Below are 11,439 nucleotides of genomic sequence, written 5' to 3' on the forward strand. Positions count from 1 at the left end.
GAGGGTTTGCGGCTCATCTTTACGCTACATGGATTTCAAGATGACGAAGAGACCCGTGACGACGAAGGCCTCTACCGAGCAGGCTGTGAAGATATTGTCGGAGGCAAACATGAATGTTCCCATCCGTTTCCTAGTCTCTGGGCCTGGCCTGATCGGAAAGAAACACTGTGCGCTCGTTCGCGACAGGAACGACTGCGCACTTGTGGCTATTGTTGCGCCGGATTCTACGGAGAACCGGGCAACCGCTGCTGAGTTCGGCGCGGCTTTCCATACCTCACTCGAGGAAGCGATTGGCAGTGCGCGTGATTCCGGCGCACCAATTGACGCGGTCATCATCAGTTCGCCAAATGCTTTCCACTTTGACCAGACCATCACATGCATAGAGCACAGTATACCCGTTCTGGTTGAAAAGCCGGTCACAAATACACTTTTAAGTGCGCGCGACCTCTCCCGCCGCGCCTCCGACGCCAAGGTGCCCGTGCTGGTTGGACATCATCGCACGTATAGCACACTGCTGTCCGTCGCAGATGATTTCCTGCGTTCTGAGCAGTTCGGGCAGCTGGTCTCGGTCATGGGATCGGCTCAGTTCTACAAGCCAGCCCATTACTTTCTCGATGGCGGCTGGCGGACCCGGATTGGTGGCGGGCCGATCCTTATCAACCTCATCCACGAAATCGGGCTGATGCGTCACTTCTGCGGGGAGATCTCCCAGATCGTGGCTCTGGCAAGCAGCTCTGTTCGGGGCTTCGAGGTTGAGGACAGTGTTTCGATCAGCATGCGTTTCGAAAATGGTGCTCTGGGCACCTTCTTGCTGTCCGACACTGCCGCCAGTTCGAAGAGCTGGGAGATGACCGCAGGAGAGAACTCCGCCTACCCGCACTTCCCGGATGAAGACTGCTACCATTTCGCCGGCACGCAAGGATCGCTTGATTTCCCCAGCATGCATGTGCGCAGCTACGCCAAGGATTCAGATCGATCTTGGTGGGTTCCTTTCATCTCTGAACGGCTCTCTGTAGGCCGAAAAGACCCGCTCGCTGCGCAGCTCGATCACTTCATCGCCGTGATCAGAGGGCAGGAAAAACCGCTCGTTACGGCGCAGGATGGCTACCGGAACATGCTCGTCATAGAAGCGATTGGCTGTTCTATCCGTGAGAATCAGATCGTTGATCTGGCTGAGTTGGAAGCTGAGTAAGAGATAGTCCGCATGAAAGTCCTGCTGCTCGACACAGCCTTCGCCGCAGCTCCCATTTACGATGCTCTTCTGGCGGCCGGCCATGAAGTCTGGGTTATGGGCAATCGAAGCTCGGACCTGCTTGCACAGCGCGCGCAAGACCGCTGGATCCAACAGGACTACAGCGATGTGACAGCTGTCGAGGCCCATGTTCGCGCCGCGGGATTCTCGCGGGTGGTTCCTGGCTGCACCGATGTCTCCATCGCCACCTGCGCCAGTTTGTCCGTGATGCAGGGTCATATGGACGCCAGCGATACCGACACGGCCATCTGCGATAAGGCCCGCTTCCGAGAGATCAGTGCCCGCATAGGGATGCGCGCTCCGAGGGTCGTGACCGCGGAAACACTTCCTGCTGCGGGCCGCCTGATCTGCAAACCTGTCGATGCCTTCAGTGGCCGTGGCATTTCCATCTTTGAAGCGTCAGACCCTGCGGCTCTGGAAAAGGCGCTGGGTATCGCGCGGGCGGCAAGTCCCTCCGGGCGATCCGTGATCGAGACCTTTGTGGAAGGCCAGTTGCACAGCTGCACCGGGTTCCTCGAGGAGGGGAGCCTTGTCGATACCTTTTATGTCATCGAAGGGTCGTCCGCCAATCCGTTCGCCGTGGACACGAGCTATGTTACAGACGCTGTTCCTCCGGCCTTTCGTATTGAGCTGGAGAAAAGCCTCGAGAGACTGGCCGCCGAGCTGATGTTGGCTGATGGGCTTATCCATACTCAGTTCCTGCTGGCGGAGGATGGCGCCTATGTTGTCGAGGTTTCGCGCCGCTGTCCGGGTGACCTCTACTCACTGCTCATCGAGTTCACGACAGGCTATCCATATGCCGCCCGTTACGCCTCCTTTTTCGTGGGGGACCGGATTGCCAGTTCAACGGGCAATCGCCGGCACATCCTGCGGCACACCGTGACGTCGGATGTCGACCATGTTTATGGCGGATTAAGACTGGATCGCTCCCTACACGTTCATTCGTTCTTCCCGCTGCAATCCGTGGGCCAGACACTGCTCGCGCGGCAAGGCAACCGGGCGGGAATCCTTTTCTGCGAAGCGACCGATCATCCTGAACTGGTCAAGACCTATCACCAGTTCCTAGATCGGCAGGCCTACAGGGTAACCTGAATCCAGCGCTTCCACTGCCCAGGTCGGGCAATCAGGCTATCTGAGCCAAAACTGCACAAGGATCATCATGACAAGACCCTTATATGTCACCCGGCCCCTACTGCCCGATCTCGGTGATGTGGATGTAATGATGCGCGAGATCTGGCGGACGCAGTTCGTGACGAACGGGGGGCCTTTCCACGAGCAGCTTGAAACCGCCCTGCAAGAGACACTTGGCGTGCCGACGGTCGAGTTGTTCAACAACGGCACAATCGCCCTGCTGGTGGCCTTGAAGCTCTTCGACCTGCCTCCGGGAAGCGAGGTCATCACAACCCCCCTCACCTTCGCGGCTACCGCACATTCCATCCATTGGAACGGGTTGCGGCCCGTCTTCGCCGATGTCTCGCCAGAGACGCTGACCATCGACCCAGCGTCGGTCGAGAAAGCGATCACCCCGCTGACATCGGCTATTCTGGGGGTGCATGTCTATGGCACGGTTTGCGACGTCGAGGCACTGCAGCAAATCGCGGACCGTCACGGGCTGAAGCTGATCTATGATGCCGCCCATGCTTTCGGCACGACCATCGACGGCCGCCCCGTTGCCGCCTTTGGGGACGCTTCGGTCTTTTCCTTCCATGCGACGAAACTCTTCACAACGCTCGAAGGCGGGGCGATTGCAACGCCGAGCGCTGCCGATCACGACATGATCTATTTCCTGCGGAACTTCGGCATCAAGAGCGAGGAAGAGGTAGTTTCGATCGGCATCAACGGCAAGATGAACGAGGTTCAGGCCGCAATCGGCCTGCTTAACCTGCCGAAGGTTCCTGCCGAACGGGATGCCCGTGCCCGTCTGCGGGCAAAGCTGGATGCAGCACTCTCAGGTTTGCCGGGCATAAGACTGCAGCCTGTGCAACCAGGAGTTGGACAGTCGGAACAGTATTACCCAGTCGTGATCAATGCCGAACTCTTCGGCCAGAACCGTGATGCGATCTACAGCGCCCTGAAGGACCGGGGCATTCTGTCTCGCAAATACTTCCACCCCATCTGCACGGACTTTGCCTCTTATCGGGGCTTCCCGATCATCTCGACCCGCAACACGCCCTACGTGTCAGAGGTGAAGTCGCAAGTGCTGTGCCTGCCGTTCTTCAGCGGTGTCACCGACGAGGATGTCGAAGAAATTCGGGCTGTGTTCCACGGTATGTGAGGCGCAACCGCAAAGGGATTGTCAGCGATCTCCGATGCGGCTTCGTAAGGCATGCTTCAGGTATTTCCACGGATAGAGACGGGCTTGGTCTCGCTCTGCCAGCGCGGCCTCAAGGGCGGTGCGCTCCTCGTCCCGTTCTGCCAATGCCACGGCAAGGGCAGAACGGACCTCGTCCTTCTCTGATTGCAGGGCGCCTATTGTAGCCTCAGCCGTCCTTGCCTGCAGCATGAGAAGCTCGTGGTTGACCAGAAGGTTCAGCTCTCGTTCATCAATCGGAACGAGAGACGGCCGGCTGTGGCCAAAGACAGAGGGCATCTTGCGAACAAGAATGTCCTTTCCGGTGTTCGCCAATCGAAGTGAAAGCGCGCTTTCGACGAAACGAAACTCCTCGTAGATCGATGCAATCAGTTCATCTGGCAAGGTCGCGACCACGGGCCGATCGTCGCCCGACCGGCAGGCTGTATACACTGCCTCGACAAGAGAGAGGTTGTAGAATGCCTGTTCTCCTCGCGATTGGACGGGCTTCCAGACAAGGGTAGACACATCACAAAACTTTCGGCTGCGACTTGGGTTGACGATGATCGGATCATCCTCTGGACCTCCGCCAGACTGATCCTCATGACGCGCTCCAAGAAGATTCAAAAAGTCTGACACAACATCATGGCCATAGAATTGGTGTTTCTCAAAGGGCCGCACCACAAGGTGCACTCCGGTGGCAAGAAAGCCGTCCAGGAAATCGAAGAACTCCCGGAATATCTTGCCGTAGAAGTAGCGACACTGCTCTATACCGATGTCGATTGGCACGGGACCACTCAGAAAATCAGGCGGGAAATCTGCAGGCGGATCAATCATGACATTGTAGGGCTCGGCATTTTACGCAGCCCATGACGCGATCATGGCCGGCGCTGTTGCGCAGGTATATGACGATGGTTTTCTCTTGACCCTCGAATACGGGGTGCAGGATTGAGCGCGGATTTCCCCAAAGCCCTTTTTCCGAGATCACGATCTGATCCGACGGAGATTCATCAATAAGTCTGTGGACCTCTTCGAATTTCGTGTCTGAATCGAAGAGAAAATCCGCATTTGCATATCTTGGCAGATCAATCCGGGGAGGCGTGATCTGTAGGTAGTCTATGCCTAGAGAACGAAGCTGATCACGGTTCTTCCAGAGGTGATGCTGGATCGCGGTTGACCCCGTCTTTACTGTTCCGACATGAAAGATGATGCTCTTTCTGCTGGGCACGGGCTGTTCTCCTTTCGAGGATGATGGCTGGCGTGAAGGCTCTACTTAACCATTTTTTGCATGTGCTTGGGCATGTCTGTCGTCGAAAGATTTTGACGTTGCCCCCAACTCTCGTCCAGCGTGAGCGAGACTCCGGGTTTGAGCTTTGCCTGCTTGGGCGGGTTGGGCAACGGGGGCTGGCCCGGAGCTTTGCGGGTTGCGCAGCGTCAGGTCCCGTTGCGGGGTGAAGGTTTGGGCGAACTGGGCAGGCGTCTGCCAGCCGAGGCGGGAGTGGGGGCGTTCGGTGTTGTAGTCCTTGCGCCAAACCGCGAGCGTGGCGCGGGCATGGTTCAAGGACGGCAACAGCGTCTCGTTCAAAAGCTTGTCGTGCAACCGACCGTTGAAGCTCTCGATGAAGGCGTTCTGCGTCGGCTTGCCGGGTGCGATGTAGTGCCAGTCGATCTTGCGGTCGTCGGCGAAGGTCAGGATCGCGTTCGAGGTGAACTCAGTCCCGTTGTCGCTGACCACCGTGATCGGCTTGCCGCGGGCCTCGAATAGGGTCGACAACTCCCGCGCCACCCGTGCGCCGGACAGGGACATGTCAGCGATCAGAGCGAGGCATTCGCGCGTGCAGTCATCCACCACGGTCAGCACCCGGAAGCGGCGGCCATCGGTCAGCTGGTCGGAGACAAAGTCGAGCGAACAGCGCTGGTTCGGCATCAACGGCGGGGTCATCGGAGCCCGTGTGCCGATGGCCCGCTTGCGCCCGCGGCGGCGGCGGACGTGCAGCCGCTCCTCGCGATAGATGCGGATCAGGCGCTTGTGTTCACCTCATGCCCCTCGCGCCTCAGGAACACGTGCAGCCGCCGATAGCCAAAGCGGCGACGCACCCGCGCCAGTTCCTTCAAGCGCTCGCGCAGCATGGGGTCGTCCTGCCGGATCGCCCCATACCGCATGGTCATCCGGCCACACCCCGATCACCCGGCACGCCCGCCGTTCGCTATCCCGTGGCCCGCCACCAGATGCGCGACCGCTTGCCGCTTTCCGGCGGGCGCCACCACTTTTTCCCAGGAGGTCCTTCAGCGCCGCATTGTCGAGCATCGCATCGGCCAACAGCCGTTTGAGCCGCGCATTCTCGTCCTCGAGCCCCGTCAGACGCTTCGCCTCGCTGACATCCATTCCGCCAGACTTGGCCTTCCACTTGTAGACGGTCGCATCGCTGACGCCGTGCTTGCGGCACAGATCTGCGACGGAAACCCCGGCCTCGTGCTCCTTCAGAATGCCGATGATCTGGTCTTCGGTGAACCTGCTGCGCTTCATCTCTGGTCCTCTCGGTTGGGCCAGAGTCTACCTCAAACTGGATTAGGCGCAGGGGGCAACGTCACGACCGATGATGCGGCATTCCGGGTCGGGAACAGATCGAAATCGCGCATCACGAGTTTCCGGACACAGCCGACATAGTCATCGAAGCTATAGAGCGCAGCATGCGCTTTCTTGTAGTCCCGGTTCAGGGACTTGTAGAGATCCGGCTCGGAGGCAAGGCGGCGCAGGCGAGTGGCAAGCTCTGCGACCATTTCTTCCTCAGATCGGAAGATGTTGTAATATCGTAGGAAATCCTTGGACGGGAAGAATTCCTCGCGGTACACCGTCAACCCGATACCGCCCTGCTGGATCGGTTGCGCGACGTATCCGTCAAATCCCTCGCCAAAAGAAATGGAGAAAAGGCACTCGGTCGCAAGCTGCATGTAGCGATCAAAGGACATGCCCCGGATCTCGACCCGCTCGTAGTCGCCGAACTCGCGTTCCAGAATGTCGAGGCAGGCCTTGCGATGAGGGGCTTCATCAAGGGAGTAAATGATGAGCTTGCGCTTCTCTTCGAAAGCCGATGCGGGATAGGCGCTCAGATCCGTGTAGGCTGGAAGGAGCAGGGTCGGAAGATTGTACCGATCCGCGAAATCCTGACCGAAGTATGCATGATGGGCGACAGATTGCGAAATTTCGGTGGCAAGTCCCCTCAAGCTCCGCAACGCCGGCGCCTCGGGCATCAGCTTCGTGTTCTGGTTCAGGATGTTGATGTAGAGCTTCCTGCGACTCTTAAGATACGTCAGCAACTCGGGCGACAGAAGATCATAGAATTGGGGTGTCGCATATTCAGGAACATGGAGATACAGTTCTTCGACCATGTCGCAGAGCAGGATCTGCTCGAACCGATAGACCGTCTCTGCATTACGGAACGCCGACAGTCTAACATAGGTATGGCCCGCTTCGTTCGGCCGTGTCATCACGAGTACATCATAGCCGTGGATGCGCTTCATCGAATGCATCTGGTTGGCGATCGAGAATAACGAGTAGATCCCGCCACTCATGTCGTTGTGCTCGGGGACGATCATGACCATGAGACGCTTGGACTCAATTGCTGTGACCGGAAACATGAAGTCCTGCGCCCGGGTCAGGATTGCCGACTCGCTGAATCTGGCCAGCGCGGCTGTCTCCTTCCGGACTTCGGTCACGGGATCGCCCAGAATACTACGCCTGATCTGACGGCGAGAGGCTTTTGTCGGGCCCACGAAAGCCGCGAGGTTGGCAAGGAACTTCATGGGTTTGCTGGGCATGCGTCTGTCCGTCGTCGAAAGATTTGGAGCGGCTGCGCTGATTTTGGATCGGAGGGCGCGGCCTCATCTGGTTGAGGTTATGCTGCCTGACGCTGGTGGTTCAAGCGGCGTTTTTGGATGGTCTGCTGTCTGATCCGCCTCCTTTCGGCCAAGATGCTTTCGCCGCGTCCGAAGTAGACGTTGGCCGCGGTCAGATTGCCGATGCTCTTTTGGTAGCGGTGGTGGTTGTGGTGATCGATGAAGGCGGCGATGGCGGCTTCCAGCTCGCCCTCCAGGAAGTAGTTTTCCAGCAGGATGCGGTTTTTCAGGGTCTGGTGCCACCGCTCGATCTTGCCCTGGGTCTGGGGATGCATCGGGGTGCCGCGCCCGTGTTTCATGCCCTTGCCTTCGAGGTATTCGGCCAGATCGCCGGCGATGTAGGAAGAGCCGTTGTCGCTGAGCAGGCGCTGCTTGTGCAGCACCCTGGCCCTGTCAAAGCCTGACGCGGCCAGGGCAATGTCGAGCGTGTCGGTGACACCCTCAGCTCGCATGTTGCCGCAGAGCTTCCAGCCTATGACGTAGCGTGAGTAGCGTGAGTAGTCATCGAGGATCGTGGACAGGTAAAACCAGCCCCAGCCGATGACCTTGAAGTAGGCAAAATCAGTTTGCCACACCTGGTTTGGCGCCGCGGTCTTGTCCTTGAACTCATCGGCGGCCTTGATGACGATATAGGCCGGGCTGGTGATGAGGTCGTGAGATTTGAGCAGCCGATAGACTGCAGCCTCTGACACAGAATTTTTTTTCCGTGTCATTGAACCGGACCGCCAGCCCGCGCGGCGACAGATCGGGCTCCTCAAGCGCCAGTCCCAGAACCCGATCCCGCACCGCTTCGGGGATCCGGTTCCAGACCCGAGAAGGGAAAGAGGGCCTGTCCTCCAACCCCTCAGACCCATGTTCGACGAACCGGTCATACCACCGGTAGAACGTGGTGGGCGGGATGCCGATCTTGGCCAGGGTGCGCCGGACCGACAGGTGTGACTGTGCCACCAACCGGATGATCTCAAGCTTCTCCGCAGCTGGGTATCTCATTCTTGGTCGCCCCCAGCCCCGGTCATGCTCATTAAGCAAGCGGTTTTCCAAGGTCAGATCGGCAACCAGCTCCTTCAAAGCCACAGCGTCAGCGCGCAAATCCTTGACCTCGCCGTTGCTGGCCTGGCGAGCGGTGTCTCCAGCAAGCCGCTTCTTGCCAGCCTCAAGGAACTCCTTCGACCAGCTGTAATACAGGCTTTGGGCGATACCTTCTTTGCGACACAGCTCCGCGATGCCGACCTCGCCACGAAGCCCGGACAACACGATCCGGATCTTCTCTTCAGACGAATGCAGCTTGCGCGTCGCGCGCCGGATGTCCTTCAAAGCCTGCTCGGCGGAGGCCTTCGTCGTCACGGATCTCTTCGTTATCTTCAACTCCATGTAGGTTAAAATGAGCCGCAAACCCTCCCCTACGCAATCACACGAAACTGTTCCATGGGCGCTGACAGCGGACACGGATAGCTGCACCCATCACTGCGCAAACTGTCGCTCGTACAGCTCCCGGAACTTCCCGTTCCGGGCGAGAAGCTCGTCCAGCCGACCGCTTTCGACAAGCTTGCCATTCTCCATGTAGCAGATGAGTTCCGCGCGCAGCACGGTGGACAGACGGTGCGCCACGACCACCGTGGTCACACCCTGCGTGACGTTCTGCAAAGCGTCCCGGACCAGGGCCTCGGAGTGGCTGTCCAGCGCGCTGGTGGCTTCATCCAGCAAAAGGACCTCGGGTTTGCGCATGACCGCGCGGGCGATGGCAAGCCGCTGGCGCTGGCCGCCGGACAGGAAGACCCCGTTCTCGCCGACCGGAGTGTCGTATCCTTTCGGAAGCGACCGGATGAATTCATCGGCATGCGCTATCCGCGCCGCCTCGACGATCTCGGCATCGTCTGCCTCCGGCCTGACCAGTCGCAGGTTCTCGCCGATCGTGCCGGAAAAGAGAAAGGTGTCCTGTCCGACATAGGACATCTTCCGGCGCAGGGCGGCAGAACGCACCTGCCGGAGGTCGATGCCGTCAAGCAGCACCTGTCCCTCGTCCGGGTCGTAAAGCCGGAGAAGCAGGTTGAGCACCGTCGACTTGCCACTCCCCGATGGCCCGACCAGGGCGGTGGTGCCGCCCACCGGGAACGTGAGGCTAAGGCCGTCCAGGACCCGCCGTCCGTCGGTGTAGCTGAAGCTGACATCGCGCAGCTCGATCCTGCCCGGTCCCGGCGGAAGATCCACGGCATCCGGGGCCTCGACCATGGTCGGGGGACGGTCAAGGAGTTCATACATCATCTGGACCCCGACCATCCCTGCCTCGATCGTGACCCGCATCCGCGACAGGCGCTTTGCCGGCTCATAGGCCATGAGGAACGCAGTGACGAAGGACATCAGCTGACCCGGTGTCCCCGCTGAGCTGCCGAACAGGTTCACGGTGCTCAGGACCACGATGGATGCAATCGCAAGTCCGGCGATCGTGTCCATCAGCGGCGCAGTGGCGGATTCCAGCCGCACCATCTTGTTGGCGCGTTTTTCCACGGCACGGACGGCGGTTTCCATCCGCTCGATCATCGGGCTTTCAAGCGCGAAGGCCTTGATCACGCGCGTGCCGATCGAGGTTTCCTGCACCACGCGGAACACTTCCGCCAGGCCTGCCATTTCCTGCGACATCACCGCCCGCACCCGCGACAGGATCGACCTGATCCCCCACAGTGCCAGCGGCCCCACGACCAGGCTGACCATTGACAGAAGCGGCTGCTGCCAGAACATCACGCCGATCAGTCCGACCAGGGTCAGCAGATCGCGGACGAAGCCGGTGACGATCGTGTCAATGACGTTCCGGGCCATCTGGGCGCTTTGCGTGACCCGGACGAGCACATCAGAAGACTCGGTGCGCGAGAAGAAGGCCATGTCCTGGTCAAGCAGCCGTCGATAGAGGTCCGCCTGCTTCTGCGCCACGATCCGGTTGCCGGCCCGGGCCATAAGGACCATCTGCGCGTATGAGGCCAGGCCACGCAGGATGAAGATGCCCGCCACCGCCCCGGCCACCAGCATGATCCGGGCGCGGTCTTCGGGGTTCGTCATTGAATCGACGATGGCCCCCATGATCCATGCGGTTGCGGCCGTCATCGCGGCCACGATCACCATGGCGAAGACAGCAGCCAGATAGCGCTTGCGGTGTTCTGGCAGATTCTCCAGCAAGAGCCGCCCAAGCGTGCTGCGCTGCGTTATCCGCTCGACCTTCCTGGCCCAGAGGTCTTTGAGGCGGCTGATCATGGCTGGCGCTGGGTGCCTTCGATTTGGAAAAGGGCGCTTCGGCTGCGTCCCCGGGTGGTTCTCAGGCAATAGACGGCAGAGCGGCCCCAAGCAAGAGTGCGCGCTCGCACCGGGCGGAACCCACCCGGCGCCTGCGATCACGGGTCGATCGGGCCCAGGGCATGCGAAAGAAGGGCAAGGGCGGCCGCACGGGCGCGGGATGGCGACAGCCGCTCGGGGTCGATCTGCGCTTCAAGCCAGAGACCGTCGATCAGTGCCATGACGGGCAGGGCCAGTTCGGCAGCATCGACGGAAAGGCCCCGCTTCTCTGCATGTTCGGCGATCGCCGCCTCGAGACGGGACAAGAGACCGGCATACTGCACGCGGTGGGCAGCCCGCAGCGTGGGGTTGACAGCCACTTCGCCCCAGAGCGCAAGCCAGATGTTCAGCGGATCGCGGCGGTAAAGGTCGGCTGAAAAGGCGGCGTCGAGCAAGGCTTTCAGGTCCGTGGCCCCCTCCGGCATCAGGATCGCCATGAAGTTGCGGTAGGCGGCCACATAAACTTCGGTCAGAAGCCCCTCCTTGCTGCCGAAGTGATGCGCGATCAGCCCGCGTGACGCCTTTGCCTCGCGGCAGATGTTGTCGACGGTGAAGGCCTGAATTCCGCCCTGCGCCAGGCAGGCAAGGCCCGCCTCGACCAGCATGGCAGACCGCTCCTCAACGGAATAGCGACGGAAACGGGGCTCCGACATCGGCGGCTGGCTTTCGTAAGACGGGC

The 11,439-nt window shown here is 59.9% G+C and carries 9 protein-coding genes and 1 pseudogene; 3 read left to right on the forward strand and 7 right to left on the reverse strand.

Going from position 1 to position 11,439, the window contains the following annotated elements; genetic code table 11:
* Positions 1 to 40: 40 nt before the first annotated feature.
* The 3 genes from AC2D9V_RS15805 to AC2D9V_RS15815 all read left to right on the forward strand — a co-directional run bounded on the left by AC2D9V_RS15805 (position 41) and on the right by AC2D9V_RS15815 (position 3,527).
* Positions 41 to 1,192 (forward strand): Gfo/Idh/MocA family protein, encoded by a 1,152-nt coding sequence (locus AC2D9V_RS15805; RefSeq protein WP_484715064.1) that lies wholly within the window; start codon positions 41 to 43, stop codon positions 1,190 to 1,192.
* Between the two features lie 12 nt (positions 1,193 to 1,204).
* Positions 1,205 to 2,344 carry an ATP-grasp domain-containing protein gene (locus AC2D9V_RS15810; RefSeq protein ID WP_484715065.1) on the forward strand — a complete coding sequence of 380 codons (1,140 nt, stop codon included), beginning with the start codon at positions 1,205 to 1,207 and terminating at the stop codon, positions 2,342 to 2,344.
* 67 nt (positions 2,345 to 2,411) lie between these two features.
* The gene (locus AC2D9V_RS15815; protein ID WP_484715066.1) at positions 2,412 to 3,527 is read left to right on the forward strand and encodes a DegT/DnrJ/EryC1/StrS family aminotransferase; all 1,116 of its coding nucleotides are present in this window, start codon (positions 2,412 to 2,414) and stop codon (positions 3,525 to 3,527) included.
* Positions 3,528 to 3,548: 21 nt separating this feature from the next.
* Here the strand turns inward: AC2D9V_RS15815 and AC2D9V_RS15820 are convergent, their stop codons facing one another.
* The 7 genes and pseudogenes from AC2D9V_RS15820 to AC2D9V_RS15850 form a co-directional block, all read right to left on the reverse strand.
* On the reverse strand, positions 3,549 to 4,331 hold the full coding sequence (locus AC2D9V_RS15820) for a hypothetical protein (protein ID WP_484715067.1): 783 nt from the start codon (positions 4,329 to 4,331) through the stop codon (positions 3,549 to 3,551).
* A gap of 40 nt (positions 4,332 to 4,371) precedes the next feature.
* Positions 4,372 to 4,770, reverse strand: a complete 399-nt coding sequence (locus tag AC2D9V_RS15825) for a hypothetical protein (protein WP_484715068.1) — start codon at positions 4,768 to 4,770, stop codon at positions 4,372 to 4,374.
* 144 nt (positions 4,771 to 4,914) lie between these two features.
* Positions 4,915 to 6,069, reverse strand: a pseudogene (locus AC2D9V_RS15830) (IS3 family transposase); the annotation flags it as partial.
* A 32-nt stretch (positions 6,070 to 6,101) separates the two neighbouring features.
* Positions 6,102 to 7,346, reverse strand: coding sequence for a hypothetical protein (locus tag AC2D9V_RS15835; RefSeq protein ID WP_484715069.1), 1,245 nt, complete (start codon positions 7,344 to 7,346; stop codon positions 6,102 to 6,104).
* A gap of 92 nt (positions 7,347 to 7,438) precedes the next feature.
* Positions 7,439 to 8,810 (reverse strand): IS3 family transposase gene (locus AC2D9V_RS15840; RefSeq protein WP_484715070.1). Its coding sequence is split into 2 segments (ribosomal slippage): positions 7,439 to 8,131 and positions 8,133 to 8,810, totalling 1,371 coding nucleotides; the frame shifts between segments, so codons are not numbered across the junction.
* Positions 8,811 to 8,900: 90 nt separating this feature from the next.
* On the reverse strand, positions 8,901 to 10,682 hold the full coding sequence (locus tag AC2D9V_RS15845) for an ABC transporter ATP-binding protein (RefSeq protein ID WP_484715071.1): 1,782 nt from the start codon (positions 10,680 to 10,682) through the stop codon (positions 8,901 to 8,903).
* 137 nt (positions 10,683 to 10,819) lie between these two features.
* Positions 10,820 to 11,413 carry a TetR family transcriptional regulator C-terminal domain-containing protein gene (locus AC2D9V_RS15850; RefSeq protein ID WP_484715072.1) on the reverse strand — a complete coding sequence of 198 codons (594 nt, stop codon included), beginning with the start codon at positions 11,411 to 11,413 and terminating at the stop codon, positions 10,820 to 10,822.
* Positions 11,414 to 11,439: the final 26 nt, after the last annotated feature.

The organism is Tabrizicola sp. T46, assembly GCF_057219895.1.

Excerpts from the sequence above, each read along its gene's own strand:
- AC2D9V_RS15805 (WP_484715064.1), top strand. The coding sequence starts at position 41 with ATGACGAAGAGACCCGTGACGACGAAGGCCTCTACCGAGCAGGCTGTG.
- AC2D9V_RS15850 (WP_484715072.1), bottom strand. The coding sequence starts at position 11,413 with ATGTCGGAGCCCCGTTTCCGTCGCTATTCCGTTGAGGAGCGGTCTGCC.
- AC2D9V_RS15835 (WP_484715069.1), bottom strand. The coding sequence starts at position 7,346 with ATGAAGTTCCTTGCCAACCTCGCGGCTTTCGTGGGCCCGACAAAAGCC.
- AC2D9V_RS15815 (WP_484715066.1), top strand. The coding sequence starts at position 2,412 with ATGACAAGACCCTTATATGTCACCCGGCCCCTACTGCCCGATCTCGGT.
- AC2D9V_RS15810 (WP_484715065.1), top strand. The coding sequence starts at position 1,205 with ATGAAAGTCCTGCTGCTCGACACAGCCTTCGCCGCAGCTCCCATTTAC.
- AC2D9V_RS15845 (WP_484715071.1), bottom strand. The coding sequence starts at position 10,682 with ATGATCAGCCGCCTCAAAGACCTCTGGGCCAGGAAGGTCGAGCGGATA.